We start from the raw sequence: 26,275 nt of genomic DNA, 5'->3' as shown, positions 1-26,275 counted from the left end.
TTGCATGTGTTAAGCACGCCGCCAGCGTTCGTCCTGAGCCAGGATCAAACTCTCCAAAAGAAACTTCAATCACTGACAGAGAAACAACTGACTAAAAAATCAAATTGTCCATCAATCAAAGGAATCCATACCCACTCCAAAAAGCAGGCTGGGGTTCAATAAATTGGCATTGAACATAGTGCACGCTGTTGAGTTCTCAAGAAACGGACGCACCCGCTTCGCGACGTCAGACGCCGCTCATTCGGAGCAATCGTTCTTCACCCGGGCATCCTGAAGAGGACGGAACCGAATGCTTCGAGATCACTAAGGATGTACCTTCATTTCTCGGGATTGTTCTGCCACCTTGCAGCGGTGAGCTTCTCGCTCTTCCCGCTGCTGTGGGGCAACAGATGAATACTTTACGGAGATCGCCACCTCCCCGCAACTTCGCCCTACATCCCGGGCGTGTCGCACCGTCGTCCGCGGTGGCCGGGCGCCAGAAGTGCCGGATCAGCGCCGTTTCCGGTCGGCGAGACGACCGAGGAGAGACCGGCGCGGTCGCTGCTCCCCGAAACGGAAACGTCCCCGAAACCGGAAAGGGCCCCGCATCCGAGACGGATGCGGGGCCGAAGGCCGGATCACCGGAGTCAGACGACGAACACGCCGGCGAGCGTCCGCTTGCCACGCCGGAGCACGGCCATGCCGCCCGGTGCCACCCGACCTTCGAGCGTGGCCTTCTCGTCGTCGACGCGGACGTTGTCGAGCGATACCCCGCCCTGCGAGATCGCCCGACGCCCCTCGCTCGCGCTCGAGACCAGTCCGGTGTCGACGAGCAGCTGCGCGATCGGCGCATCCGGTGAGGTCGTCGTGTTCGGCAGCTCGCGGAGCGCGGACTCGAGCGTCGCCGCATCCAACTCCGACAGCTCCCCCTGACCGAACAGCGCCTGCGACGCGGCGATGACGGCGGCCGTGGCCTCGGCTCCGTGCACCATCGTCGTCACCTCGTGCGCCAGCACTCGCTGCGCCTCGCGGCGGAACGGCTCACGCTCGACGAGACCTGCGAGCTCCTCGATGCGGGCACGGCTCAGGAACGTGAACACCTTCAACCGCTGCACGACATCGGCGTCGTCGGTGTTGAGCCAGAACTGGTAGAAGCGGTACGGACTGCACATCGCCGGGTCGAGCCAGATGGCGTTGCCCTCGCTCTTGCCGAACTTCGTGCCGTCGGCGTTCGTGATGAGCGGGGTCCCGATGGCGTGCACCGAAGCGCTCTCCACCCGGTGGATCAGGTCGGTGCCGCTCGTCAGGTTGCCCCACTGGTCGCTGCCGCCCGTCTGCAACACGCAGTCGTACTGACGGAAGAGCTCGAGGTAGTCGTACCCCTGCAGGATCTGGTAGCTGAACTCGGTGTAGCTGATGCCGGCGTCGGAGTTCAGCCGGGACGCCACGGCATCCTTCTTCAGCATGGTGCCGACGCGGTAGTGCTTGCCGACGTCGCGGAGGAAGTCGATCGCGCTGAGCCCGGCCGTCCAGTCGAGGTTGTTCACGAGGCGGACCGCGCTCGGCCCCTCCTGGGAGAGGAAGCGGCTGACCTGGGCCTGCAGGTAGCCCACCCACTCCGACACGGTCTCCTTCGTGTTCAGCACCCGCTCGGCCGTGGGCCGTGGGTCGCCGATGAGCCCCGTCGATCCGCCGACGAGCCCGAGCGGGCGGTGGCCCGCCAACTGGAGCCGGCGCATCGTGAGCAGCTGCACGAGGTTGCCGAGGTGCAGACTCGGCGCCGTCGGGTCGAACCCGCAGTAATACGTGATCGGCTCGCCGGAAAGGAGCTCTTTCAGCGCAGCCTGGTCGGTCGACACGTGGACGAGGCCGCGCCAGACGAGCTCGTCCCAGACGTCCTCGAAGGAGGCGTCGTTCTGCTGGGTTGCGAGGATCTCGGGATCTGACACCACGTCAGGCTACCAGCGGAAAGATTCAGGATGGATCACTAACTCTTGACGGATTAATGCTCTATCCTTATGGATGAATCGTGTTGCCGCTCGGGCGGCGCGACCGCACCCCGAGGAGCCGTGTGATCGTCGTCACTGCCGACCAGGTCGCCAGCCGCACCCGGCCCGATCTGACCGTCGGCGAGCGCGCTCGACTCCAGGCCGCGTACGGCGAGCGCCTCCTGCTGCCGGTCGCGCGGAACGCGGGCGACGAACTCCAACTCCTGAGCGACGACTCCCGCGCGGTCGTCGACCTCGTGCTCGAACTCGTGCGCTCCGGCGACTGGAGCGTCGGCGTGGGCGTCGGCGAGGTGCTCGCGCCGCTGCCCGCTGACATTCGAGAGGCGAGCGGGCCGGCCTTCTTCGCCGCGAGGGACGCCGTCGAGCGCGCGAAGAAGAGCACCCCTCGCTTCGCGATCAGCGCGGCCTCGCCGGACGCTCCCCATGTCGAAGCGCTGTTCCGCCTCGCCCTGGTCCTCCGCGAACGCCGCTCCCCCGAGGGCTGGGAAGTGTACGACCGGCTCGTTGCCGGCGCCCGCCAGACGGACATCGCCGAAGACCTCGGTGTGAGCGCCCCCGCGATCAGCGCGAGAATGAAGTCGGCGAACATCCGGGCCGAACTCGACGCCGTCCCGGCGCTCGCCCGACTGCTCGAACTCCTCGACCCCGACTCCAGCTCGGCCACCGGCCCCGACGCCCCGACGGAAGGACGACCGTGACCTCCTGGTACCTCGGCGAACTGCTCGGCTGGATCCTCCTCGCCCTCGCGCTCGGGGCAGCCACCGTGTTCTCGGTGCTCGCGTACTGGAAGCCACGACGGCTGCACCTCTGGCTGGCGACCGGCTCCCTCGTCGTCGCCCTCATCGCCGCCGCGAGCCTGCCGTCGCCGGCCCCGCTCAGTATCGGCGTGCTCACCTCGGCGGCCGCGGTCGCCGTCGCCGTCTTCGGCGGCGGGCCCGCAGCGGCCGTCGCGCTCGACCTGGCGATGGGCGGCTCCGTGCGGCCGGGCCTGCACGGCGGCATCCTCGTCGACGCGAGACACCGCGAGGATGCCGCGGGTGTCCGCCCGGCGCAGCGCGAGGTGCTGCGGGGCGGACGGACCATCGGGGTGCTCGAACGGCTCGCGACGGCCGGAGCGATCGTCGCGGGCTTCCCGGAGGCGCTCGCGATCGTCGTCGCGGTCAAGGGCGTCGGCCGATTCACCGAGCTCGAGGCGCCGGAGGCGCGCGAGCGCTTCATCATCGGCACGCTCGCGAGCCTCATCTGGGCTGCGGCCGCCGGGCTCGTCGCCCACCTCGTGCTGCGCTGAGCCCGCTCGTCCTGGTCGGCGGACCGGTGCCGGGCCGCCTCAGGCGTGCGCGCCGGCGTGCCGGCGATACGGGGAGACGCCCTCGTCGCCGGGGATCCAGAACCGCCACGGATAGGCGGTGCCGCCGCCGGCCCCGTTGACCCCGGTGCGCGGTCCCGCCGCGAAGGCGACGGGCTCGCGGGGCACCCGCAGCTCGAATGGCGACGCCAGGAGGTCGGCACCCGTCGCCGCGAGCGGCACGCCGAGGGCGATGGAGAGGCGGGCCGGTCCGCGGGCGAGGTCACGATCGGGAGCCCCGCCGCGGCGGACCCGGGCGAGCTCGATCCCCTCGACCACCGTGGCGCCGCGCAGCAGCAGCGCCGAGGCCGATCCCCCGGGCCGCGTCACGATGTTCAGACAGGTGTGCATGCCGTAGCTGAAGTACGCGTACAGGTGCGCGGGCTCGCCGAACATGACCTCGTTGCGAGGCGTCCGGCCGCGGTTGGAGTGCGAGCCGGGATCCTCGCCCACCCCGCGGTAGGCCTCGAGCTCGGAGAGCCGGATCGCGACGCGGCCGTCGGCCGTCTCGTGGCTCAGCACGGCACCGAGGAGCAGCGGCGCGAGCTCGACGGGGTCGCGCTCGAAGAACGAGCGCGGCACCGTCATGAGCTCGCTCAGCGCACCGCCTCCGGAAGCTGGCCGACCAGCTGGCGCACCCGATCGGCGAGCGCCGAGAGCTGCTCGGCGACCCGGACCGGTGCGGTTCCGCCGATGCCGTCGCGGCTCGCGACCGATCCCTCGATCGTGAGCACCTCGCGCACCTCGGGGACGAGGTGCGACGAGACCGCGGCGAGCTCGGCGTCGTCGAGGCCCTCGAGGCCGACCCCGCGCTCCTCGGCCGCCCGCACGAGCGCGCCCGTGATCTCGTGCGCGTCGCGGAACGGCACGTGGCGCTTCACGAGCCACTCCGCGACATCCGTCGCCAGTGAGAAGCCCGCGGGTGCGAGCTCGGCCATCCGCTCGGTGTGGAAGGTGAGCGTCGCCACCATGCCGGTGAACGCCGGCAGCAGGACCTCGAGCGTCTCGACGGAGTCGAACACCGGCTCCTTGTCCTCCTGCAGGTCGCGGTTGTACGCGAGCGGGAGCGCCTTCAGCGTCGCGAGTAGGCCGGTCAGGTTGCCGATGAGTCGACCGGACTTGCCGCGGGCGAGCTCCGCGATGTCGGGGTTCTTCTTCTGCGGCATGATCGACGAGCCCGTCGAGTACCCGTCGTCGAGGGTCACGAAGCCGAACTCGCGGGTGTTCCAGAGGATGATCTCCTCGGAGATGCGAGACAGGTCGATGCCGATCAGCGCAGCGACGAAGGCGAACTCGGCGACGACGTCGCGGCTCGCAGTGCCGTCGATCGAGTTCGGCGAGGGAGCCGCGAGCCCCAACTCGCCCGCCACGGCGGCCGCGTCGAGTCCGAGGGTCGAGCCGGCCAGCGCTCCCCCGCCGTAGGGCGAGACGTCGGCGCGCTTCGCCCAGTCGACGAGCCGCTCCAGATCGCGTGAGAGCGCCCAACCGTGCGCGAGCAGGTGATGGGCGAGCAGCACCGGCTGCGCGTGCTGGAGGTGCGTGCGCCCCGGCATGATCGCGGCCGGGTGGGCATCGGCCTGCGCGACGAGCGCATCGATGAGGTGCACCAGCTCGCGCCCGATGACCGCGGCATGGTCCTTCAGGTACAGGCGCACGAGGGTCGCGATCTGGTCGTTCCGGCTGCGGCCCGCGCGGAGCTTGCCGCCGAGCTCGGGGCCGACGACGTCGATGAGCGCGGCCTCGAGGGCGCCGTGCACGTCCTCGTCGGACTCCGCCGCGACGAGCTCGCCGGTCTCGATCCGAGCCTCCAGGGCGTCCAGTCCGCCGAGCATCCCGTCGAGCTCGGCGGGCTGCAGGTACCCGGCCGCGGCCAGGGCGCGGGCGTGCGCCCGGGAACCGGCGAGGTCATAACGGGCCAGCTGCCAGTCGAAATGGGTCGACTTGGAGAGCCGGGCGAGCTCGGCCGACGGCCCGCTCGCGAAGCGAGCGCCCCAGAGCGAGCCCTCGTTCGTGCCGTGCGCCTCGGGGGTCGTGTCGTCGGTCATCGTGCCTCCTCCTGCTTCGCGAGCAGCCAGACGAGCAGCGCCTTCTGCGCGTGCACGCGGTTCTCCGCCTCGTCCCAGACGACCGACTGCGGCCCGTCGATGACCTCGGCGTCGACCTCCACCCCGCGGTACGCGGGCAGGCAGTGCAGGAACACCGCCCCGGCGTCGGCTTCGGCCATGAGCCGCGCGGTCACCCGGTAGTCGCCGAAGGTCGCCAATCGCGCCGCCTTCTCGCTCTCCTGGCCCATCGAGACCCAGGTGTCGGTCACGACGACGTCGGCGCCGCGAGCCGCGGCCTGGGCATCCGTCGTCACCGTCACCGAGCCGCCCGTCTGCGCGGCGATGCGCTCGGCGTCCGCCACCAGGTCGGCGCGCGGAGCGTAGTCCGCGGGGGCCGCGACGCGCACGTGCATCCCGGCGGTCGCACCGCCGAGCAGGTAGGAGTGCGCCATGTTGTTCGCGCCATCGCCGAAGTACGCCAGCGTGAGGCCGGCGAGCTCGCCCTTCTGCTCGCGCACGGTCTGCAGGTCCGCCAGGATCTGGCAGGGGTGGAAGTCGTCGGACAGCGCGTTCACAACCGGCACCGTGGTGCCCGCCGCCATTTCCTCGAGCCCGGACTGCGCGAAGGTGCGCCACACGACGGCGGCGACCATCCGCTCGAGGACGCGGGCCGTGTCGGCGACCGATTCCTTCCCGCCCAACTGGCTCTCGCTCGAGCTGATCACGAGCGGGACCCCGCCGAGGTCGGCGATGCCCACCGAGAACGAGACGCGGGTTCTCGTCGAGGTCTTGTCGAACAGCACGGCCACGGTCTGCGGGCCGGCGAGCGGGCGTTCGGCGTAGCGGTCGGCCTTCAGCCGGGCGGCGAGTTCGAGCACCTCGGCCTGCTCGGCCGGGCTCAGGTCGTCGTCGCGGAGGAAGTGGCGGGTCATCGGCATCCGTTCGTTGCGTGCGGTCATCTGGCGACGGCGGCGAGCGCGCGGCCGAGCCGCGCCTCGAACTCGTCGAGCTCCGCGTCGCCGATCGTGAGCGGCGGGGCGATCCGGAGCGTGTGGTCGTTGGCGGCGTTCACGATGAGGCCCTCGCGCATCGCCTCGGCGACGACGGCCTGGGCCACCGGCTCTGCGAGGCCGACGCCGACGAGGAGTCCCCGCCCGCGGACCCCGGAGACGAGCGGCGAGCCGAGACCGAGCACGCGCTCGCGCAGCTCGATCCCGCGGCGGGCCGCGTTCTCGACGAGGCCCGCGCGTTCGATCTCGCCGAGCACCGCGTTCGCGACGGCGGTCGCGAGCGGATTCCCGCCGAAGGTCGAGCCGTGCATGCCCTTCTGGTAGAGCTCCGAGGCCCGGCCGAACGTCACCAGTCCGCCGATCGGGAAGCCCCCGCCGATGCCCTTCGCGACCGTGATCGCGTCGGGCGTGATGCCCGCATGCTGGAAGCCGAACCAGGCGCCGGTGCGGCCCGCGCCCGTCTGGATCTCGTCCACGACGAGGAGGGCGCCGTGCCGGCTCGTCAAGTCGCGCGCCGCTTCGAGGTAGCCCTCCGGCAGCTCCACGACACCGGCCTCGCCCTGGATGGGTTCGAGGATGAGGGCGGAGACGGCGTCGTCGACGGCCGCCTCGAGGGCTTCCAGCGTCGCGGGGATGTGCTCCACCCCGCCCGGCAACGGCTCGAATGCCTGCCGCATCTGCGGCTTGCCGGTGAGCGCGAGCGAGCCCATGGTGCGCCCGTGGAAGGCGTCGACGAGGGCGAGCACCCGAGTGCGGGCGCCGCCGTCGTTGTTCAGGCGGGCGAGCTTGAACGCGGCCTCGTTCGCCTCGGCGCCCGAGTTGCCGAACCAGGCCCGGCCCGCGTCGCCGGCACCGGCGAGGCGCACGATCCGCTCGGCGAGCTCGAGCGAGGGCTCGGTCGTGAAGTAGTTCGAGACGTGCGCGAGTTTCGCCGCCTGCTCGGAGACGGCCTGCACGAAGACCGGGTGCGCGTGCCCGAGCGCGTTCACCGCGATGCCGGCGAGGAAGTCGAGGTACCGGGTGCCCTCGTCGTCCCAGACCCAGACGCCCTCGCCACGCTCGAGCTTGGCGAGCGGGAGACCGATCGAACGCATGATGCGTGCCTCGAAGCGCGGCTGCCAGTCGGTCATGCCGCGGTCTCCTTCGTCGTCGCCGGCACGACCTCCGTACCGGAACCCTGGGTGGTGAACACCTCGAGCAGGATCGAGTGCGGCTCGCGCCCGTCGATGATCGCCGCCTTCGCCACGCCGCCGTGCACCGCCTCGAGGCACGCGGTCATCTTCGGGATCATCCCCGATTCGAGGGAGGGCAGCAGTTCGCCGAGCTCGTCCGCGTCGATCACGGAGACCAACGAGTCCCGGTTCGGCCAGTCCCGGTAGAGGCCCGCGACATCGGTGAGGATGACGAGCTTCGCCGCGCCGAGCGCGACGGCGAGCGACGCGGCGGCCGAGTCGGCGTTCACGTTGAGCGACTGCCCGGGATGGTCGCCGTCGGGCGCGATCGAGGACACGACGGGGATCTGCCCGGCCGCGAGCTGGGCGAGGACGGGCGCCGGGTCGACCGCGACGACGTCGCCGACGAGCCCGAGGTCGACCTCTTCGCCGTCCACGACGGCCCCTCGACGACGGCCGGTGAAGAGGCCCGCGTCTTCGCCGGACAGCCCGGAAGCGAGGGGGCCGTGCTCGTTGATGAGGCTCACGAGCTCCCGGTTCACCTGGCCGGAGAGCACCATGCGGACGACGTCCATCGTCTCCGGCGTCGTCACCCGGTAGCCGCCGCGGAACTCGCTCTCGATGCCGAGGCGACCGAGCATCGAGGAGATCTGCGGGCCGCCCCCGTGCACGACGACGGGCTTCACGCCCGCGTAGCGGAGGTAGACCATGTCCTCGGCGAACGCGCGTTGGAGCTCAGGACTCACCATCGCGTTGCCGCCGAACTTCACGACGATCGTCTCGCCGTGGAAGCGCTTCAGCCACGGCAGGGAGTCGATCAGGGTCTGCGCCTTCGACGCGGCATCCGCGTCGGCGCCGGAATCGCGCTGCTCGGTCATGTTCAACTCGCGTACGCGCTGTTCTCATGCACATAGTCGTGCGTGAGGTCGTTGGTGAGGATCGTCGCGGTCGCCGAACCGTTGTGCAGCTCGATCAGCACGTGGGTCGCGCGCGGCGTCAGATCGACCTCGTCGCGCGGACGGTCGGGACGGCCCGCGTGGCAGACGCGCACGCCGTTCATCGACACGTCGACCAGGTAGGGGTCGAATGGGGCCGACGTGGTGCCGATCGCGGCGAGCACCCGTCCCCAGTTCGGGTCGTTGCCGAAGATCGCGGCCTTGAACAGGTTGTTCCGGGCGACCGAGCGGCCGACCTCGACGGCGTCGTCCTCAGTAACGGCTCCGCGCACCTCGATGGTGATGTCGTGGCTCGCGCCTTCGGCGTCGGCCTGCAGCTGCGCTGCGAGATCGAGGCAGGCACGTGCGACTGCGGCGGTGAACTCGGCCTCGTCGGGTGCGACGCCGGACGCACCGCTCGAGAGCAGCGTGACCTGATCGTTCGTCGACATGCAGCCGTCGGAATCGAGCCGGTCGAAGCTCACCCGGGTCGCGCTGCGCAGCGCCCGGTCGAGCGCCGCGGCGTCGAGCACCGCATCGGTGGTGAGCACGACGAGCATCGTCGCGAGGCCCGGCGCCAGCATGCCGGCGCCCTTCGCCATGCCGCCGACGCGCCACCCGGCGCCCTCGACGACCACGGTCTTCGGCTTCGTGTCGGTGGTCATGATCGCCCGCGCGGCATCGTCGCCCGAGCCCTCGTCGGCGCCGAGCCGGGCCACGGCGGAGAGCACGCCCTCCTCCAGCACCTCGCCGTCGAGCTGTTCGCCGATGAGGCCGGTCGAGCAGACGAGCACGTCGCCGGCGGCCACCCCGAGGGCGGACGCGGCGGCCTCCGCCGTGCGGTGCACGACCTGGAAGCCCTCGGGACCGGTGAAGCAGTTGGCCCCACCCGAATTCAGCACCACGGCCGAGACGAGGCCGTCCTTCGCCGCCTCCTTCGACCAGCGGATGGGATTGGCCTGCGCCCGGTTCGCGGTGAACACGACGGCCGCCTGCTGGGCGGGCCCGCGGTTCACCACGACGGCGAGGTCGAGCGCGCCGGAGCGCTTGATGCCGGCGGCGATGCCCGCCGCCTCGAAGCCTGCGGGGGCGGTGACGGTCACGGGGCGACTCCGTTCACGGGAAGGCCGGTCGATTCAGCGAGACCGAGCGCGAGATTGGCGGATTGGATGGCGGCACCGGCGGTGCCCTTCACGAGATTGTCGACGGCGGTGACGACGACGACCCGGCCGGCGGCCTCGTCGACGGCGACGCCCATGAGCGCGGTGTTCGCGCCGAGCACGTCGGCGGTGCGCGGGAACTGGCCCTCCGGGAGCAGCTGCACGAAGCGCTCCCCCGCGTACGCGTCCTCCCACGCGGCACGGACCGCCGCGGCGCTCGTACCGGGGACGATGCGCGCGGTCGAGGTGGCGAGGATGCCGCGGGACATCGGCACGATCACGGGGGTGAACGAGATCGTCGGCGCGGCGGCGCCCGCCCAGCGGAGCGCCTGCTGGATCTCCGGGATGTGGCGGTGCGTGCCGCCGACGGCGTACGGGTTGGCGGAGCCCAGGATCTCGGACGCGAGCAGGTGGGTCTTCGCGCTCTTGCCCGCGCCGGAGGGGCCGACGGCGAGGACGCTCACGAGGTCGGTCGCCTCGACGACGCCGGCGCGGATGCCGGGCGCGAGCGATAGCGCCACCGTCGACGCGTTGCAGCCGGGGGCGGCGATGCGCCGCGTCTTCGCGAGGCGATCGCGCTGGGTGCCGGAGAGCCGGGGCAGCTCCGGAACGCCGTACGTCCATGCGCCGTGGAAGTCCCCGCCGTAGAACGCGGCCCAGTCGGCGTCGCTCTCGAGCCGGTGGTCGGCACCGCAGTCGATGACGAGGGCGTCGTCGGCGAGCTCGGCCGCGACCGCACCCGAGGCGCCGTGCGGCAGGGCGAGGAAGACCAGGTCGTGACCCGAGAGGCTCTCGGCGCTCGTCTCCTTCAGGGTCAGGTGCGTGTAGCTCCGCAGATGCGGCTGCACCTGCACGAGCGACTGGCCGGCGTTCTGGTGCGCGGTCACGGTGCGCACCTCGAACTCCGGGTGATCGGCGAGGAGCCTGAGGATCTCTCCCCCGGCATAGCCGGACGCGCCGGAAACGGCGACGGAGTAGGTCATGAGTCCACCTTAAAGGTCTGAGCGGTCGTGAGTCGGCGCCGGCGACACCGGTGCGCGGCGGCATCGCCGTGCACGGGGTCGCCTAGCGTCGGCGAGCGCCCCGGCGTCGGTCGCGCAGCGCGGCGGCGCGCAGAGGCTGCGCCGCGGCGAGGGACCGAAGGGAGGACATGGTGCGACCCTACCGACTCAGTGGGAGGGATGCCAAACCGGAGGTCCGGGGATGACGGAACGGCCCCGTCCGGCAGCTGCCGGGACGGGGCCGTTCGACGACCGGGTGAACGCCCGTCGTCAGTCGCGGATGGCGGCGCCGAAGCGCTCCGCCGCGAGCCGGGCGCCGGCGAGCTTCGCCTCGCTGGCCTCCGCCGCGGTGAGTGTGCGGTCGGCGGCCCGGAACCGAAGGGCGAAGGTGAGGCTCTTCGCCCCCTCGGCGACGCCCGGACCGCGGTAGTCGTCGACGAGGTGCAGCGCCTCGAGGAGCTCACCGGCACCCTCGCGCACGGCGGCACCGACCTCGGCCGCCGGCGTCTCGACCGGCACGACGAGGGAGAGATCCTGCGTCGCAGCGGGGTGCGTGCCGAGCGGGCTCGCCTCCACGGTGCGGTCGGCCGCCGCGATGAGCGCGTCGAGGTCGAGTTCGGCGACGGCGACGACGCGAGGCAGGTCGGCCTCCTCCGCGATCGCCGGGTGCAGTTCACCGGCGAAGCCGATGCGCACGCCGCCGGCGCGCAGCTCGGCCGTACGGCCGGGGTGCATCGCCTGATGGCGGCCCTGCACGATCTCGATCTCGCCGCCGGTCGCGAGCGCGATTCGGCGGACCGCGTCGAGTGCGTCGGCGAGTCCCGCGGGAACCGCCGGCTGACCCGGCTGCTTCTCGACGACGTCGCCCGTGAGCAGCACGGCGACGTGGCGCGGCTGCGGCGGGATGCCCTCGACGAGCGCGGCGAGCTCGGCATCGCTCGGACGGGCCGCAGCCGCCGGCAGCACCGCCGTGCCGTACTCGCGTCCCGGCTCGGGCAGGAAGACGAGGCCGAGTTCGAACAGCTCGAGGTCGACGAGTCCGCGCGAGAGGTTGCGGCGGGCGATCTCGATGAGCCCGGGGATGAGGGAGCGGCGCAGGAGCGGCCGGCTCGCATCGAGCGCGTTCGCGACCCGGACGGAGGCGACCGGCTCGCCGTCGACGCTGCCGAAGAGCGCGTTGTCGCGCTCGGCCACGAAGGGGAACGCCAGCACCTCGGTGCCGCCGCCCGCGGCGAGCACGTCGGCGGTGCGCTTGCGCAGACGCTGGGCTCGGGTGAGCCCACGACCGGGGGGCGCGACGGGCAGCACCGAGGGGATGCGGTGATACCCGACGAGCCGGGCCACCTCCTCGGCGAGTTCGGCCTTGCCCGTGAGGTCGGGGCGCCAGCTCGGCGGGGTGACGGCGAGCCCGCCCTCGCCCTCCTCGACGTCCGCACCGATCTCTGCGAGCGCGCCGCGGATCTCCGCCTCGGTGTACTCGACGCCGATGAGTCCCGAGACGTAGCCGTCGGGCAGCGCGATCGGCTCGCGCGCGGGGGTCTCGTCGATCAGCCCGCCGACAGCGTCGGCGGTGCCGCCGGCGAGATCGACCATGAGCTGCGCGACGCGACTCGCGGCCGCCGTGGCGATCTGCGGGTCGACGCCGCGCTCGAAGCGCCGTGAGGCCTCGCTCGGCAGCTTGTGCCGGCGGGCGGCGCGCGCGATCGACACCGGGTCGAAGTTCGCGGCCTCGATGAGGACGTTCCTGGTGGTGTCGCTCATCTCGGTGCGGGCGCCGCCCATCACCCCGGCGATGCCGATGGGCCCGGCCTCGTCGGTGATCAGCAGATCCTCCGCGTGCAGCGTACGCTGCTTGCCGTCGAGGGTCTCGATCGTCTCCCCGTCGCGCGCCCGGCGCACGGTGATGCCGCCGACGAGCGTGTCGAGATCGTACCCGTGCATCGGCTGGCCGAGCTCGAGCATCACGTAGTTCGTGATGTCGATGAGCAGCGACAATGAGCGGATGCCGGCGAGCTTCAGCCGCGCGACCATCCACGGCGGCGTCGGCCGCGCCGGATCGACCCCGCGCACGATGCGGGTCGCGAAGACGCTCGAGCCGACGCGTCCGCGGATCGGCGCGTCGTCGGCGATCACGACCGGGAACGCCTCGCCCGAGGCATCCGCCGGCACCGAGCGGGCGACCGGGTCGCGGAAGGCGGCGCCCGTGGCGTGCGCGTACTCGCGCGCGACCCCGCGGATCGAGAAGGCGTAGCCGCGATCCGGCGTGACGTTGATCTCGACCGCGGCGTCGTTCAGACCGAGCAACTCGATCGCATCGCTGCCGACGGGCGCGTCGATGCCGAGCTCCGCGAGCCGGAGGATGCCGTCGTGGTCCTCGCCGAGGCCGAGCTCGCGCGCCGAGGCGATCATGCCGTCCGACACGTGCCCGTACGTCTTGCGCGCGGCGATCGGGAACGGCCCGGGCAGCACCGAGCCGGGCAGGGTCACGACGACTTTGTCGCCGGGGAAGAAGTTGCGGGCGCCGCAGACGATGCCGTGCACGGCATCCCCGCCGTCGGCCGCCGTCTCCCCCTCGGGCGCGACCCGCACCTGGCACCAGCGGATCGTCTTGCCGTTGGACTGCGGCTCCTCGACGAACTCGAGCACCTCGCCCACGACGATCGGGCCCTGCAGCTCGAAACCGTGGACCTCTTCTTCTTCGAGGCCGACCTTCACGAGGGCGGCGTGGACGTCCTCGGGCGTCGTCCCAGGGACGAGCTCGACGTACTCGGCGAGCCAGCTGAGCGGCACTCGCATCGTCAGACCACCATTCCGAACTGCTGGGAGAACCGGATATCGCCTTCGGCCATGTCGCGCATGTCCGAGACGTCGTTGCGGAGCATGAGCCCGCGCTCGACGCCCATGCCGAACGCGAAGCCCGAGTAGACCTCGGGGTCGATGCCCGCGGAGCGCAGCACGTTCGGGTGGATCATGCCGCAGCCGCCCCACTCGATCCAGCGGGCCCCGCCCTTGAAGGTCGGATGCCAGAAGTCGAGCTCGGCGCTCGGCTCCGTGAACGGGAAGTAGCTCGGGCGCAGGCGGATCTTCGCCTCCTCGCCGAAGACGGCCTTCACGAAGTGGTCGAGGGTGCCCTTCAGGTGCGCCATCGTCAGCCCGCGGTCTACCGCGAGGCCTTCGAACTGCATGAACACCGGCAGGTGCGTGGCATCGAACTCGTCGGTACGGTAGACGCGGCCCGGTGCGAGCACGTAGATCGGGACCTCGCGCTCGAGCATCGAGCGCACCTGCACGGGGCTCGTGTGCGTGCGCAGCACGAGGTGCTGCTCCGGCGGGTCGATGAAGAAGGTGTCCTGCATCGCGCGCGCGGGGTGATCGGGGTCGAAGTTCAGCGCATCGAAGTTGAACCACTCGCTCTCGACCTCGGGGCCCTCCGCGATCTCCCAGCCCATGCCGGTGAAGATCTCGGTGACGCGGTCCTGCAGCAGGGTGAGCGGATGCCGCGCCCCGGCTGTGTAGCGCGCGGGCAGCGCGGTCACGTCGACGGCCTCCGCGGCGAGCCGCGCCTCGGCCTCCGCAGCGGTGATCTCCGCCTCGCGCGCCGCGAACGCCTGGTTCACCCGACCGCGCGCACCGCCGACGAGCTTGCCGAGCGCGGCCTTCTGCTCGTTCGGGACGCTGCGCAGCAGGGCGTTCAGCTGGGCGAGCGGCGACTTCTCGCCGGTGTGCTCGGCGCGGACCTGCTTGAGCGCGGCGGAGTCGACGGCGGCGGCGATCGCCGCGAGGGCGGCGTCGACGGCCGCGGCGACCGCGGGCTCGGTGATTTCAGTGGGCTCTGGCACGAAGATCGAGTCTAGTCGGCCGCCGCGACCGGGCGGTGCCCGGCGCTCAGCGGCGCGGCTCGGGGTCGTCGAGTCCCGCCTGCACGGCGACGGCGCGCGTCGCCGTCATGGCGTCGTCGACCGGCGCGACGCCCTTGCCGAGCTTCGCGGTGCGGCGGAGCCGTCGCTCCACGCGATTCGCGACGAAGGAGAGGATGAGGCAGAGCGCGATGTAGATCGCACCGACGACGATGGTCGCCGGGACGATCGGCGAGCCGTACGTGGACTGCGACCCGATGTAGCGGGCGTAGAACAACAGCTCCTGGTACGTGATGATGTAGCCGAGCGCCGTGTCCTTCAGCGTGACCACGAGCTGGGCGATGATGACCGGCATCATCGCGCGGATCGCCTGCGGCAGCAGCACCAGGCGCATCACCGCTGCCTTGCGCAGCCCGATCGCGTAGCCGGCCTCGCTCTGCCCCTTCGGGAGCGACTCCACCCCCGCGCGGATCACCTCGGCGAGCACCGATCCGTTGTAGGCGACGAGCGCGATGACGACCGCCCAGAACGGCTCCATGCGGATGCCGAGCACCGGCAGCCCGTAGTAGAGCAGGAACATGAAGACGAGCACGGGGACGGCCCGCAGCACCTCGACGACCGCGCCGATCGGACCGCGCAGCCACGGGTGGTCGCTCAGCCGGCCGATCGCGAGCGCGAAGCCCAGGGCGAGCGCCCCGACGGCGGCGACGCCGAAGGCGGCGAGCGTGCGCCCGGTGGCGAGGGCGATCTGCAGCCACACGTTCGAGTAGGTGAACGCGTCCCACTTCTCGGCGGAGAACTGGCCGGTGTCCCAGAGCCGCCAGACGATGAAACCGAGCAGGGCGAGCACCACGAGCACGGTGATGACGCCGAGGATGCGGTTCCGCGCGATGGCGCGGGGGCCGGGGACGTCGTACAGGACGCTGCTCATCGCGCCACCTTCCAGCGGTTCTCGAGCGCTCGCTGCGCCCAGGACAGCAGCAGCACGAGCGCGACGAAGACGACCATCACCCAGACGATCGCGATGAACTGGTTCTCACCGCGCTCGCTGAGGTAGCTGCGGACGGAGCCGAGGTTCACGACCGAGAATCCCGCCGCGACCGTGGTGTTCTTCAGCAGGGCGATGAACACGCTCATCATTGGCGGGATGACCGAGCGGAACGCCTGCGGCAGCACCACCAGCGTCATCACCTGCCCGAACGTGAGGCCGAGGGCGCGCGCCGCTTCCGCCTGCCCGACCGGCACCGTATTGATGCCTGAGCGGATGGTCTCGGCGACGTAGGTGGCGGTGTAGATGCCGAGCGCGCAGATCGCGAGGGTCAGCGAGACGTCGCCGGTGAGCCGGAGCCCGAGCAGCGGCGGCAGCGCGAACGCGAACGCGAAGAAGACCAGGGTGAGCGGGGTGTTGCGGATGGTGTTGACGTAGAAGGTGCCGACCGCCCTGGCGACCGGGATGGGCGACACCCGCATCGCCCCGACCATCGTGCCGAGGACGAGCGCGAGCAGGCCGCCCGCGACGAACAGCACGAGGGTGCCGAGCAGGGTCGACGACCAGAGGTCGAGATTGTCGGTGATGATGCCCATCGTGCTCCTCCGCGGATCGGGTCGGACGGCGGTGCGGGCGGGAGCCGGTCGGCCCCCGCCCGCGCCGGCTCAGTCGACGGCCGGCTGCTCGCCCTTGATGCCGGCGGGAGCGAGGTGCTCGTCGAAGAGCGCCTGCCAGACGTCGCCGCCATCGGTGAAGAGCTCGTTGATGTGCGCCTGCAGCTCCGAGTCGCCCTTCGCGATGCCGACGCCGTAGCGCTCCTCGCTGAACGGCTCGCCCGCGATCTTCAGCTTGTCGGGCTGCTGCGCCACGTAGCCGGCGAGGATCGCCTCGTCGGTGGTGATCGCGTCCACCGAGCCCTGCACGAGCTGGTCGACGCACTGCGAGTACGTGTCGTACTCGACGGTGTCGCCGGGGTTGTACTCGTCGCGGATGCGCTGGAGCGGCGTGGACCCCGTCACCGAGCAGACGATCTTGCCGGCCAGGTCGTCGGGCCCGTTGATGTCCTTGTTGTCGGCGGCGACCAGCAGGCCCTGGCCGGTGATCAGGTACGGGCCGGCGAAGTCGATCTGCTCCTTGCGCTTGTCGGTGATCGAGTACGTGCCGACGTAGTAGTCGATGTCGCCGTTCACGATCGCCTGCTCGCGGTTCGCGGACGGGATCGTCTGATACTCGATCTGGTCCTCGTCGAAGCCGAGCGACGCCGCGATCCAGCGGGCGGTGTCGATGTCGAAGCCGCTGCGCTCGCCCGAGGCGGCGTCCTCATAGCCGAGGCCCGGCTGGTCGTTCTTCACGCCGATGACGACCTTGCCGCGCTTCGTCATGGCGTCGAAGGTCGGGCTGCCCTCGAGCTGCACGTCGGTGGCGACCTCCCAGAGGGCCGCGTCGCTCGCGTCTCCTGCATCGCCGGTGGGTTCTCCGGGGCTGCCGCTGTTGCAGCTGGTCAAGGCGAGTGCGGCGACCGCGAGCCCGGCGATGGTGCCGGCGAGTCGTGTTCTGCTTCGCATGTGATCCTCCTGGTTTCGTAGCGTCGTTCGGGTCGCCGCGGCAGGGCGCGGACGTCTCAGTGGGTGATGAGCTTCGAGAGGAAGTCCTTCGCCCTGGCGCTCGTCGGCGCCGTGAAGAACTGCTCGGGCACGGCCTCTTCGACGACCTGACCGTCGGCCATGAAGACGACGCGGTCGGCCGCCTTCCGGGCGAAGCCCATCTCATGGGTGACGACGATCATCGTCATACCGTCCTGGGCGAGGCCGACCATCACGTCGAGCACCTCGTTGATCATCTCCGGGTCGAGGGCGCTCGTCGGCTCGTCGAACAGCATCACCTTGGGGTTCATGGCGAGGGCGCGGGCGATCGCGACGCGCTGCTGCTGCCCGCCGGACAGCTGCCCGGGCAGCTTCTCCGCCTGCTGGGCGACGCCGACGCGTTCGAGCAGCACGCGGGCCGCGCGTTCGGCATCCGCCTTCGACTGCCGCTTGACCTTGATCGGCCCGAGCGTCACGTTGTCGAGCACCGAGAGGTGCGCGAAGAGATTGAAGGACTGGAACACCATGCCGACGTCGGCGCGGAGCGCCGCGAGCGCCTTGCCCTCCTTCGGCAGCTCCTCGCCGTCGATGCGGATCGAGCCCGAGGTGAACGTCTCCAGCCGGTTGATGGTGCGGCAGAGCGTCGACTTGCCGGAGCCGGACGGCCCGATGACGACCACGACCTCGCCGCGATCGACGCTGAGGGAGACGTCCTTCAGCGCGTGGAACTGGCCGTAGTGCTTCTCGACGTGGTCGACGACGACGAGCGGCTCGCCCCGGCGCGCGGAGAAGTTCGACGTGTCCGTGACGGGTTCGCTGCGCTGCATATCCCCCAAGTTAGGGACAAGCGCACCGGAATCGCCAGAGCGCGACCGGCGGGTTTACCGATTCGTGATCAGCTCCGCTGCGCGAAGGCGCTCTCGTAGAGGCAGACGGAGGCCGCCGTGGCGAGGTTCATCGACTCGGCGTTGCCGTAGATCGGGACGACGACCGCGCGGTCTGAGAGCGCGAGCTTCTCCTGGTCGAGGCCGCGCGCCTCGTTGCCGAAGATCCATGCCGTCGGCTGTGCCAGCAGCCCCTCCGTGCGCACGGCGAGCAGGTCGTCGCCCTTCACATCGGCGGCGAGGACGGTGAGCCCGGCGGCGCGGGCACGGGTCACGACGTCGTCGAGCTCGGCACCGATCGCGACGGGGAGGTGGAAGATCGAGCCGGTCGAGCTCCGCACCACCTTCGGGTTGTAGAGGTCGACCGCGCGCCCTGTGAGGATGACCGCATCGGCCCCGGCCGCGTCGGCCGCGCGGACGATGGTGCCGAGATTGCCGGGGTCGCGAACCTCCTCGAGGATGGCGATGAGCTTCGGCTCGGCGGCGAAGACGTCCTTCACGGCGGTCGGGAACTGCCGGCAGACGGCGACGAAGCCCTGCGGGGTGACCGTGTCGGCCATCGACTCGAGCACCTGCTCGGTCACGAACTCGACGTCGATGCCGCGCTCGCGCGCGCGTTCGGCGAGTTCCGGGTGCCGTTCCAGGGCCGTCGGGGTCGCGAAGAGCTCGTCGAGGAGTTCGGGGCGGAAGGTCAGGGCCTCGCCGACGGACTGCGGTCCCTCGAGCAGGAAGCGACCGCTCTCTTGGCGCGCGGGCTTCTTCGCGAGCTTCGCCACGGCGCGGACGCGCGGCGAACGGGGGTTCTCGAGCATGCCTTCAGCCTAGCGAGCGGGGGCGCCGCTCCCCGGCAGCCGACCGCGCGCCGAGCCGAGCGGGTACGCCCTCGAACGGCGGAGGGCCCGGCATCCTGTGCAGGATGCCGGGCCCTCCGGGTGCCGAAGCAACGTTACGCGGCCGAAGGCGCGTTGACGTCGGCGGGGAGCGCCTTCTTGGCGGTCTCGACGAGCGCCGCGAACGCGGTGGGCTCGTTCACCGCGAGCTCGGCGAGGATGCGACGGTCGACCTCGACGCCGGCCAGGCCAAGGCCCTGGATGAGGCGGTTGTAGGTGAGGCCGTTCGCACGCGAGGCCGCGTTGATCCGCTGGATCCACAGGCGACGGAAGTCGCCCTTCTTCTTGCGGCGGTCGTTGTACGAGTAGACGAGGGAGTGGGTGACCTGCTCCTTCGCCTTGCGGTAGAGGCGCGACCGCTGACCGCGGTAGCCCTCGGCGCGCTCGAGGATGACCCGACGCTTCTTGTGCGCATTGACAGCGCGCTTCACTCTTGCCATGACGTGTGTTCCTTACGGGTCTCTTCGGCTCAGCGGCCGAGAAGCTTCTTGATGACCTTGGCGTCGGGCGCCGCGGCGACCTTGTCCTGGTTCAGGCGGCGGGTGCGCACCGAGGACTTGCCCTCGAGGTTGTGGCGCATACCGGCCTGCTGCTTCTTGATCTTGCCGCTGCCGGTGATCTTGAAGCGCTTCTTGGACCCGGAGTGGGTCTTCTGCTTCGGCATCTCGTGTTCTCCTTGGATCTGCCGCCACGAATGGCGGACGGGGGTGTCAGGCTTCGTCCGTGCCGGACTCTGCCGTCTGCGCCTCGGGCTCGCCGGCCTCGGCCGGTCGCGCCTTGGACGCAGCACGCTGTGCGTTCGCCTCGGCCTTGGCCTCGGACTTGTTCTTGAGCGGAGCGATGACCATGACCATGTTGCGGCCGTCGATGGTGGGCGTGTGCTCGACGGTGCCGAACTCCGCAACGTCCTCCGCGAAGCGCTGCAGCAGGCGGACGCCCATCTCGGGACGCGACTGCTCGCGACCGCGGAACAGGATCATCGCCTTGACCTTGTCGCCGGCCTTCAGGAAGCCGACGGCGCGCTTCATCTTGGTCTCGTAGTCGTGCTTGTCGATCTTGAGACGGAACCGGACCTCTTTGAGGATGGTGTTCGCCTGGTTGCGCCGAGCCTCCTTGGCCTTCTGCGCAGCCTCGTACTTGTACTTGCCGTAGTCCATGATCTTGACGACCGGCGGGCGGGAGTTCGGTGCGACCTCGACGAGGTCGAGGTCCGCCTCCTGCGCGAGCCGCAGGGCCACCTCGATCTTCACGACGCCGACCTGCTCTCCGCCAGGACCCACGAGACGGACCTCGGGGACGCGGATACGGTCATTGGTACGCGGATCGCTGATGCGTGTCTCCTCTGCTCAAGGCATTCTTCAGAAGCCGATCGGGAGACGGATGCCGCCCGACGACGAGAGCGGCACTCCTGGCCAGAAACTCTGGCACGCACCGTGGCCCGGAACGGATTCCGAGGGCTGGTGCGGCACCCTGACTACCCGGCCTCTCACGAGACCCGGCGGAGTGCAACGACCCGGTAACCTTGAGCGGTCAGCGCGGGTGGGAGAAGATCCACTTTCGTACCGGGGATGAACCCCGGAGCCCGCAGAAGTTTAGCAGAGGAAATCCGTGACCGACAATTCCGCCGAGTCCCCCGCCGTCCACTCGCACGGGGAGGAGGCCGACCAGTACGCCGCAGCGGTCGCGGCCGAGGCCGCCGGCGCCACCCGCGACATCGCCGAGGTGCCCGCGGTCGAGGTGATCACGACGGCCGCGGTGCACCTCATGAGCGCCGCCGCCGTGAAGGTCGGGCTCGCCGACGACCCCGACTCGCAGCTCGACCTCGACGAGGCCCGCAAGCTCATCAATGCTCTGGCCGGGCTCATCACCGCCGGCGCTCCCGAGATCAGCGACATGCATGCCCGCTCACTGCGCGACGGGCTGCGTTCATTGCAGCTCGCGTTCCGCGAGGCCTCGCCCATCCCCGACGCGATCGGGCAGGGGCCGGGCGAGAAGTGGACCGGCCCGGTCAGCTGAGCCACGATCGCGGGCTCCGGCGCGGTTCAGCGCTGGCAGTGCGGGCAGAGGTAGACGACGCGCTCCTGCGGGTCGGTGACCGAATCGGTGCGCCCGCGCCCGAGTTCGCCGCGCTCGACGAGCGTGCCGCAGCGTCGGCACGGTGCGCCCCCGCGGCCGTAGACCCACAGACGCGCTCCGCGCCGATCCACACCGGTGGTGACCCGGGCCGGACGCTCGCGGTTCGCCATGATCAGCCGGTGCGCGAGGTCGACGATCCGGGCCGGGTCGTCGACCTCGGCCACCGGGCGCTCCGGACGGATGCCGCGGAGGAAGCACAGCTCGTTGACGTACACGTTGCCGAGCCCCGCGAGCACCCGCTGGTCGAGCAGGGCGACCGCGATCGGCTGCTCGGCGCGGGCGACGAGCCTCGCGGTCGCCTCGACCGGGTCCCAGTCGTCGCCCAGCAGGTCGGGACCGAGCCGGTCGAGGGCCGCGTCCTCGGCGTCGCGGGCCAGCAGCTCGACCTCCCCGAGCTCGAAGCCCACCGCGACGGCCTCGTCGTTCGCGAGCACGAGCCGGGCGAGGTGAGCTGGCTTGCCCCAGGGCTGGCCGGGCGAGTACACCCGCCACTCCCCCTCCATCTTCAGATGGGTGCGGATGCTCCACGACGGCGTGCGGACGAGCAGGTGCTTGCCGCGACTCACCACCTCGTCGACGGTCTCGCCGCAGAGGTCGGCGGTCGCGTATCGCGGCACCCGGAACTCGCTGCGGACGAGCTCCCGGCCCGCGAGCGCCGTCCGGAGCCGTGCGGCGGCCCGGTAGACGGTGTCACCTTCGGGCATCGAGCCGCACCCCCTTCGGGGTCTCCCCGAAGCCCGCGGCGCCGAGCGCCCGGCCGAGCGGGGTGCCGAGCACGAAGACCCCGTTGACCGATTCCACGGCGAGCCGGCGGACCCGGCCCGAGTGCACCAGCTCGGCGAGCGCCGCAGCCGCCGCCTGCAGCGTCGCCTCGTCGTCGCGGTACACCAGCACCGTCTTGCCGCCGCGCTCGACGTAGCAGACGAGCTCGCCGTCGACGAGCACCACGATCGCGCCGGCCTTGCGCGCGGCGCGGTGCGAGCTCTCCCCCGGCGGCTCGGGCCACGGCAGCGCGGCGCCGTAGGCGTTCGCCGGATCGGTGGCGGCGAGGGCCACGGGCCGTGGGCCCTGGGCGGAGGCGCCGCGGCCGCCGGGAGCCGATTCCCCGCGTGCCGAGCTCTGCTCGCTCGCGGCGTCGGCGAACCCGCGGAGCCGATCGACCGCACCGGGCGCGGCGAACTGGGCCGCGCCGAGCCGTTCGACGAAGTAGCCCCGTCTGGAGCGGCCCGAGTCCTCGAACCCGCGCAGAGTCTTGTAGGCGAGGGCGAAGCCGCCGAGCACCCCTTCGGCGACGACACTGCCCCGAGTGACCACGCCGTAGCGGTCGAGCAGGGTCTCGCCGAGCGCGTGCGCGCGCCGCGTGGCATCCTCGTCGGCGACCGGCAGCACCGACCAGCGGCCCGCGACCGACGGCGGCCCGCTGCGGCTCGGCATCGTCGCGCGGGGCAGCGCTCGGCCGCGCAGCATCCGTGCGCGCGGCACCGGACGCGAGGACTTGTGCGCACTGCGCCCGGCGCCCACCAGCGCTCGGACGGGCGCGAAGGTGTCGCCCGTGACGAGCCCCGACCAGGCGAGCCCCCAGAGCGCCTCGACGAGCGCGGCGTCGTCCGGCGCGTGCTCGAGCTCGCCGAAGGCTCCCACCGCGTCGGCCAGCTGCCGGAAGAAGAACGCACCGCCGGAACCGAGTGCGACGAGGAGCTCGCGCTGCACCGGGTCGAGCTCGAGCGGAGCCGGCGCGGGCAGCGTGAGCGGTGCGGTCTCCGCCAGGTGCAGGGTGACCCAGCCGTCGTCGCCGGAGAGCGCGCCGGAGCCCGCCCAGAGCACCTCACCGGCCGCCATCAGCTCGTCGAGCATCGCCGGCGAGTAGTCGGCGACCCGCGCCGGCAGCACGAGCGACTCCCAGGCCGAGGCGGGCAGCCTCGCACCCTCGAGCTGCTCGATCACGGCCACGACGCCGTCGAGGCCGCGCAGCGTGCCGCCGACATGCTGCCAGGCCGGGAGGAAGCGAGCCAGCGCCTCCTGCGGCACCGGCTCGATCTCGTGCCGGAGGGCTGCGAGCGAGCGCCTGCGGAGGCGGCGCAGCACCTCGGCGTCGCACCACTCGGTCGCGGTGCCGTGGGGACGGAACTCCCCCTCGACCACCCGGCGCTCGTCGGCCAGCCGGCGCAGCGCCGCGCGGGCGACCGCGACGCCGATGCCGAAGCGCTCGGCGACGTCCTCGACCGCGAAGGGGCCGTGCGTTCTCGCGTACCGTCCGACGAGGTCGCCGAGCGGATCGGCCACGCCCTCGCCGAATGCCGCAGCGACGCCCGGCGGCACGGGCACGCCGAGCGCGTCGCGCAGGCGGCCGACGTCTTCGACCGCCGCGGCGAACTCCGCCCCCGCGAAGGAGACCCGAACCGCGCGCCGCTCCGCGATCAGCTCGGCCAGGGCGGCCGAGGCGTCGGTGCCTTCGTCGACCCGGGCCGCGAGCTCCTCGTCGCGGAGCGGACCGAGGACCCGCAGCAGATCGGCGACACCCTCGACGCCCCGCGCCCGGCGCTCGGGGGCGAGCCGCTGCAGCTCGGCCTCGGTCTCGTCGATGACGCCCGGATCGAGGAGTTCGCGCAGCTCGACGCGGCCGAGCAACTCGCCGAGCAGGGATTGGTCGATCGCGAGCGCCGCGGCGCGGCGCTCGGCGAGCGGCGAATCGCCCTCGTACATGAACGCCCCGACGTAGCCGAACAGCAGGGCGCTCGCGAAGGGGCTCGGGGTGTCGGTGGTCACCTCGACGAGTCGCACCCGCCGCGCCGCGAGATCGGCGGCGATCTCGACGAGCCCGGGCACGTCGTAGACGTCTTGCAGCACCTCGCGCACGGTCTCGAGGATGATCGGGAAGGTCGGGTAGGCGCTCGCGACCTCGAGGAGCTGGGCCGCCTTCTGCCGCTGCTGCCAGAGCGGGGACCGGCGACCCGGCTGGTACTGCGGGAGCAGGAGCGCCCGCGCCGCGCACTCGCGGAATCGGCTCGCGAACAGCGCGGACCCGCCGACCTCGTCGGCGACGAGCTGCTCGAGCTCGCCCGCTTCGAAGAGGAAGAGCTCCGCGCCCGGCGGGTCCTGCCCCGTGTCGGGGACGCGCACGATGATGCCGTCGTCGGACGCCACCGCCGAGCCGTCGACGCCGAGCCGCTCGCGCACGCGGGCCGCGACGGCGAGCGCCCACGGGGCGTGCACGGGCATGCCGAACGGCGAGTGCAGGATGACCCGCCAGTCGCCGAGCTCGTCGCGGGTGCGTTCGACGACGAGCGTGCGATCGCTCGGCACCTGGCCCGTGGCTCGCGCCTGGTCGGCGAGGAAGGCGACGAGATTGCGTGCGGCGTTGTCGTCGAGTCCCGCTGCGCTGAGCCGTTCGAGCGCCGGCGTCTCCTCGGCCGCGGCGAGCTCGCGCATGAAGGCCCCGAGGGCGCGGCCGAGTTCGGCGGGCCGCCCGAGCGCATCGCCCTTCCAGAACGGCACCCGGCCGGGTTGTCCGAAGGCGGGGACGACGTTCACGCGGTCGAAGGTGATCTCCTGGATGCGCCAGCTCGTGGCGCCGAGCGCGAACACGTCGCCGACCCGCGATTCGTACACCATCTCTTCGTCGAGCTCGCCGACGCGACGCGCGGCGCCCTCATCGGCACCGACGAGGAAGACGCCGAACATGCCACGGTCGGGGATGGTGCCGCCGTTCGTCACCGCGAGCCGCTGCGCTCCCGGCCGGCCGGTGAGCACGCCCTGCTCGCGGTGCCAGACGAGGCGCGGCCGGAGCTCGCCGAAGCGGTCGGAGGGGTATCGCCCCGCGAGGAGGTCGAGTGTGGCCTCGTACGCCGAGCGCGGCAGGGCGGCGAACGGTGCCGAACGACGCACCGTCGCGAACCAGCCCTCGACGTCGAGCTCGTCGAGCGCGGCGGCGGCGATCGTCTGCTGGGCGAGGATGTCGAGCGGGTTCGCCGGCACCCGGAGCGTCTCGATCGCCCCGGCGAGCATGCGCTCTGAAGCGACCGCGGTGTGCACGAGGTCGGCGCGGTTCTTCGGGAACATCACGCCGCGGGAGACCTCGCCGACCTGGTGGCCCGCGCGCCCCAGACGCTGCAGCCCGCTCGCGACCGAGGGCGGCGACTCCACCTGCACCACCAGGTCGACGGCGCCCATGTCGATGCCGAGCTCGAGACTCGAGGTCGCGACGACGCAGCGCAGCCGACCGGACTTGAGATCGTCCTCGATCTCGGCCCGCTGCTCCTTGCTCACCGAGCCGTGGTGCGCCCGCGCGATCACCGGCGGCGCACCGCTCGTCTGCCCGGACTGCGCCATCACCTGGGCGGGCGGCCCGCCTGCGGCGGCGGCGACGGCGAGCTCTTCGCGCTCGGCCTCTTCGAGCTGCAGCTCGTTCAACCTCGCGGTCAGCCGCTCGGCGAGCCGGCGGGAGTTCGCGAAGACGATCGACGAACGGTTCGCGAGCACCTGATCGAGGATGGCCTGCTCGACGTGCGGCCAGATCGAGCCGGTGGCGTCGTCGCTCGCCGGCAGCTGGGCCATGTCCTCGACGGGAACCACGACCCGCAGCTCGAAGCGCTTGTCGGCCGGCGGGGCGACGATCTCGACCGGGGCGCTCGCGCAGAGGAAGCGCGCCACCTCCTCGACCGGACGGACCGTCGCCGAGAGGCCGATGCGCTGTGCCGGCCGCTCGAGCAGGGCGTCGAGCCGTTCGAGGGTGACGGCCAGGTGCGCGCCCCGCTTCGTGCCCGCGACGGCGTGGATCTCGTCGACGATGATCGTCTCGACCGAGCGGAGCGTCTCGCGCGCCTGCGAGGTCAGCATGAGGAACAGCGACTCGGGGGTCGTGATGAGGATGTCGGGTGGATGCCGCAGCAGCGCCCGCCGCTCGTCGGCCGGGGTGTCGCCGGAGCGCACCCCGACCGTGATCGGCGGCGGCGTGGCGCCGAGCCGTTCGGCCACCCGCCCGATGCCCGTCAGCGGCGCGCGGAGATTTCGCTCGACGTCGACGCCGAGCGCCTTCAGCGGCGAGAGGTAGACGACGCGGGTACCCGGCTCACGGGCCGGTTCGCGGTGCAGCCGGTCGATCGCCGAGAGGAAGGCCGACAGCGTCTTGCCCGACCCGGTGGGCGCCACGACGAGGGCGTGCGAGCCGCGCCCGATCGCCGACCAGGCGCCGGCCTGCACGGGCGTCGGCGCGCGGAACGCCTCGGTGAACCACGTGCGGGTGGCCGCCGAGAACGCCGCGAGCGCATCGGTCATGGCATCC

At 71.6% G+C, this 26,275-nt stretch carries 23 protein-coding genes and 1 rRNA gene; 3 read left to right on the top strand and 21 right to left on the bottom strand.

Annotation, left to right across the window (positions count from 1 at the left end; genetic code table 11):
* Together M3147_RS06185 and tyrS are read right to left on the bottom strand one after the other, a co-directional pair.
* Positions 1 to 60, bottom strand: a 16S ribosomal RNA gene (locus M3147_RS06185); the annotation flags it as partial.
* Positions 61 to 626: 566 nt separating this feature from the next.
* The gene (gene tyrS / locus M3147_RS06180) at positions 627 to 1,928 is read right to left on the bottom strand and encodes a tyrosine--tRNA ligase (RefSeq protein WP_251202588.1); all 1,302 of its coding nucleotides are present in this window, start codon (positions 1,926 to 1,928) and stop codon (positions 627 to 629) included.
* A 122-nt stretch (positions 1,929 to 2,050) separates the two neighbouring features.
* Between tyrS and M3147_RS06175 the strand changes: the two genes are divergently transcribed.
* Positions 2,051 to 2,686, top strand: a complete 636-nt coding sequence (locus M3147_RS06175) for a DNA-binding protein (RefSeq protein ID WP_251202587.1) — start codon at positions 2,051 to 2,053, stop codon at positions 2,684 to 2,686.
* Positions 2,683 to 3,276, top strand: coding sequence for a hypothetical protein (locus tag M3147_RS06170; protein ID WP_251202586.1), 594 nt, complete (start codon positions 2,683 to 2,685; stop codon positions 3,274 to 3,276). The genes M3147_RS06175 and M3147_RS06170 overlap by 4 nt, the downstream gene beginning before the upstream one ends.
* Positions 3,277 to 3,315: 39 nt before the next feature.
* On the opposite strand, the gene M3147_RS06165 is transcribed toward M3147_RS06170, so the two are convergent.
* The 17 genes from M3147_RS06165 to infC form a co-directional block, all read right to left on the bottom strand.
* A complete protein-coding gene (locus M3147_RS06165) occupies positions 3,316 to 3,921 on the bottom strand; it encodes a DNA-3-methyladenine glycosylase (RefSeq protein ID WP_251202585.1) in 606 nt (201 codons plus the stop codon).
* Positions 3,922 to 3,929: 8 nt separating this feature from the next.
* On the bottom strand, positions 3,930 to 5,378 hold the full coding sequence (argH, locus tag M3147_RS06160; protein ID WP_251202584.1) for an argininosuccinate lyase: 1,449 nt from the start codon (positions 5,376 to 5,378) through the stop codon (positions 3,930 to 3,932).
* On the bottom strand, positions 5,375 to 6,310 hold the full coding sequence (gene argF / locus M3147_RS06155) for an ornithine carbamoyltransferase (RefSeq protein WP_251202609.1): 936 nt from the start codon (positions 6,308 to 6,310) through the stop codon (positions 5,375 to 5,377). The genes argH and argF overlap by 4 nt, the downstream gene beginning before the upstream one ends.
* Before the next feature lie 23 nt (positions 6,311 to 6,333).
* Positions 6,334 to 7,518 carry an acetylornithine transaminase gene (locus M3147_RS06150; RefSeq protein WP_251202583.1) on the bottom strand — a complete coding sequence of 395 codons (1,185 nt, stop codon included), beginning with the start codon at positions 7,516 to 7,518 and terminating at the stop codon, positions 6,334 to 6,336.
* Positions 7,515 to 8,438 (bottom strand): acetylglutamate kinase, encoded by a 924-nt coding sequence (gene argB, locus M3147_RS06145; protein ID WP_251202582.1) that lies wholly within the window; start codon positions 8,436 to 8,438, stop codon positions 7,515 to 7,517. Before argB ends, M3147_RS06150 begins: the two co-directional genes overlap by 4 nt.
* A 2-nt stretch (positions 8,439 to 8,440) precedes the next feature.
* Entirely contained in the window at positions 8,441 to 9,598 is a 1,158-nt protein-coding gene (argJ, locus tag M3147_RS06140; protein ID WP_251202581.1) for a bifunctional glutamate N-acetyltransferase/amino-acid acetyltransferase ArgJ, read from the bottom strand.
* Positions 9,595 to 10,638, bottom strand: coding sequence for an N-acetyl-gamma-glutamyl-phosphate reductase (gene argC / locus M3147_RS06135; protein ID WP_251202580.1), 1,044 nt, complete (start codon positions 10,636 to 10,638; stop codon positions 9,595 to 9,597). The genes argJ and argC overlap by 4 nt, the downstream gene beginning before the upstream one ends.
* 288 nt (positions 10,639 to 10,926) lie before the next feature.
* Positions 10,927 to 13,452, bottom strand: coding sequence for a phenylalanine--tRNA ligase subunit beta (pheT, locus tag M3147_RS06130; RefSeq protein WP_251202579.1), 2,526 nt, complete (start codon positions 13,450 to 13,452; stop codon positions 10,927 to 10,929).
* A gap of 2 nt (positions 13,453 to 13,454) precedes the next feature.
* Positions 13,455 to 14,495: a phenylalanine--tRNA ligase subunit alpha gene (gene pheS / locus M3147_RS06125; protein ID WP_251202578.1), complete on the bottom strand. Its 1,041-nt coding sequence runs from the start codon at positions 14,493 to 14,495 to the stop codon at positions 13,455 to 13,457.
* A gap of 46 nt (positions 14,496 to 14,541) precedes the next feature.
* A complete protein-coding gene (locus tag M3147_RS06120; RefSeq protein WP_251202577.1) occupies positions 14,542 to 15,444 on the bottom strand; it encodes an amino acid ABC transporter permease in 903 nt (300 codons plus the stop codon).
* A complete protein-coding gene (locus M3147_RS06115) occupies positions 15,441 to 16,097 on the bottom strand; it encodes an amino acid ABC transporter permease (protein ID WP_251202576.1) in 657 nt (218 codons plus the stop codon). Before M3147_RS06115 ends, M3147_RS06120 begins: the two co-directional genes overlap by 4 nt.
* Before the next feature lie 69 nt (positions 16,098 to 16,166).
* The gene (locus M3147_RS06110) at positions 16,167 to 17,066 is read right to left on the bottom strand and encodes a glutamate ABC transporter substrate-binding protein (protein WP_251202575.1); all 900 of its coding nucleotides are present in this window, start codon (positions 17,064 to 17,066) and stop codon (positions 16,167 to 16,169) included.
* Between the two features lie 56 nt (positions 17,067 to 17,122).
* Entirely contained in the window at positions 17,123 to 17,911 is a 789-nt protein-coding gene (locus M3147_RS06105) for an amino acid ABC transporter ATP-binding protein (RefSeq protein WP_251202574.1), read from the bottom strand.
* 68 nt (positions 17,912 to 17,979) lie between these two features.
* Complete coding sequence (locus M3147_RS06100; RefSeq protein WP_251202573.1) at positions 17,980 to 18,780, bottom strand: TrmH family RNA methyltransferase; 801 nt, start codon at positions 18,778 to 18,780, stop codon at positions 17,980 to 17,982.
* 134 nt (positions 18,781 to 18,914) lie between these two features.
* Positions 18,915 to 19,298, bottom strand: coding sequence for a 50S ribosomal protein L20 (rplT, locus tag M3147_RS06095; RefSeq protein WP_189086013.1), 384 nt, complete (start codon positions 19,296 to 19,298; stop codon positions 18,915 to 18,917).
* Between the two features lie 29 nt (positions 19,299 to 19,327).
* Positions 19,328 to 19,522 carry a 50S ribosomal protein L35 gene (rpmI, locus tag M3147_RS06090; protein WP_243568617.1) on the bottom strand — a complete coding sequence of 65 codons (195 nt, stop codon included), beginning with the start codon at positions 19,520 to 19,522 and terminating at the stop codon, positions 19,328 to 19,330.
* A 46-nt stretch (positions 19,523 to 19,568) separates the two neighbouring features.
* Positions 19,569 to 20,189, bottom strand: coding sequence for a translation initiation factor IF-3 (gene infC / locus M3147_RS06085; RefSeq protein WP_189086189.1), 621 nt, complete (start codon positions 20,187 to 20,189; stop codon positions 19,569 to 19,571).
* A gap of 277 nt (positions 20,190 to 20,466) precedes the next feature.
* Between infC and M3147_RS06080 the strand changes: the two genes are divergently transcribed.
* Complete coding sequence (locus tag M3147_RS06080; protein ID WP_251202572.1) at positions 20,467 to 20,874, top strand: DUF1844 domain-containing protein; 408 nt, start codon at positions 20,467 to 20,469, stop codon at positions 20,872 to 20,874.
* A 26-nt stretch (positions 20,875 to 20,900) separates the two neighbouring features.
* On the opposite strand, the gene M3147_RS06075 is transcribed toward M3147_RS06080, so the two are convergent.
* Positions 20,901 to 21,698 carry a DNA-formamidopyrimidine glycosylase family protein gene (locus M3147_RS06075; RefSeq protein WP_251202571.1) on the bottom strand — a complete coding sequence of 266 codons (798 nt, stop codon included), beginning with the start codon at positions 21,696 to 21,698 and terminating at the stop codon, positions 20,901 to 20,903.
* Positions 21,685 to 26,268, bottom strand: a complete 4,584-nt coding sequence (locus M3147_RS06070) for an ATP-dependent helicase (RefSeq protein ID WP_251202570.1) — start codon at positions 26,266 to 26,268, stop codon at positions 21,685 to 21,687. The genes M3147_RS06075 and M3147_RS06070 overlap by 14 nt, the downstream gene beginning before the upstream one ends.
* Positions 26,269 to 26,275 lie beyond the last annotated feature (7 nt).

The organism is Agromyces mediolanus (assembly GCF_023715325.1).
GTDB lineage: Bacteria > Actinomycetota > Actinomycetes > Actinomycetales > Microbacteriaceae > Agromyces > Agromyces mediolanus_A.
This window is presented reverse-complemented; position numbering and strand designations above follow the sequence as displayed.

Bases quoted from the DNA above. Each gene is read 5' to 3' on its own strand.
- M3147_RS06165 (WP_251202585.1), bottom strand. From the start codon at position 3,921: ATGACGGTGCCGCGCTCGTTCTTCGAGCGCGACCCCGTCGAGCTCGCG.
- argH (WP_251202584.1), bottom strand. From the start codon at position 5,378: ATGACCGACGACACGACCCCCGAGGCGCACGGCACGAACGAGGGCTCG.
- argF (WP_251202609.1), bottom strand. From the start codon at position 6,310: ATGACCCGCCACTTCCTCCGCGACGACGACCTGAGCCCGGCCGAGCAG.
- M3147_RS06150 (WP_251202583.1), bottom strand. From the start codon at position 7,518: ATGACCGACTGGCAGCCGCGCTTCGAGGCACGCATCATGCGTTCGATC.
- argB (WP_251202582.1), bottom strand. From the start codon at position 8,438: ATGACCGAGCAGCGCGATTCCGGCGCCGACGCGGATGCCGCGTCGAAG.
- argC (WP_251202580.1), bottom strand. From the start codon at position 10,638: ATGACCTACTCCGTCGCCGTTTCCGGCGCGTCCGGCTATGCCGGGGGA.
- pheT (WP_251202579.1), bottom strand. From the start codon at position 13,452: ATGCGAGTGCCGCTCAGCTGGCTCGCCGAGTACGTCGAGCTCGTCCCT.
- M3147_RS06120 (WP_251202577.1), bottom strand. From the start codon at position 15,444: ATGAGCAGCGTCCTGTACGACGTCCCCGGCCCCCGCGCCATCGCGCGG.
- M3147_RS06115 (WP_251202576.1), bottom strand. From the start codon at position 16,097: ATGGGCATCATCACCGACAATCTCGACCTCTGGTCGTCGACCCTGCTC.
- M3147_RS06110 (WP_251202575.1), bottom strand. From the start codon at position 17,066: ATGCGAAGCAGAACACGACTCGCCGGCACCATCGCCGGGCTCGCGGTC.
- M3147_RS06105 (WP_251202574.1), bottom strand. From the start codon at position 17,911: ATGCAGCGCAGCGAACCCGTCACGGACACGTCGAACTTCTCCGCGCGC.
- M3147_RS06100 (WP_251202573.1), bottom strand. From the start codon at position 18,780: ATGCTCGAGAACCCCCGTTCGCCGCGCGTCCGCGCCGTGGCGAAGCTC.
- rplT (WP_189086013.1), bottom strand. From the start codon at position 19,298: ATGGCAAGAGTGAAGCGCGCTGTCAATGCGCACAAGAAGCGTCGGGTC.
- rpmI (WP_243568617.1), bottom strand. From the start codon at position 19,522: ATGCCGAAGCAGAAGACCCACTCCGGGTCCAAGAAGCGCTTCAAGATC.
- M3147_RS06075 (WP_251202571.1), bottom strand. From the start codon at position 21,698: ATGCCCGAAGGTGACACCGTCTACCGGGCCGCCGCACGGCTCCGGACG.
- M3147_RS06070 (WP_251202570.1), bottom strand. From the start codon at position 26,268: ATGACCGATGCGCTCGCGGCGTTCTCGGCGGCCACCCGCACGTGGTTC.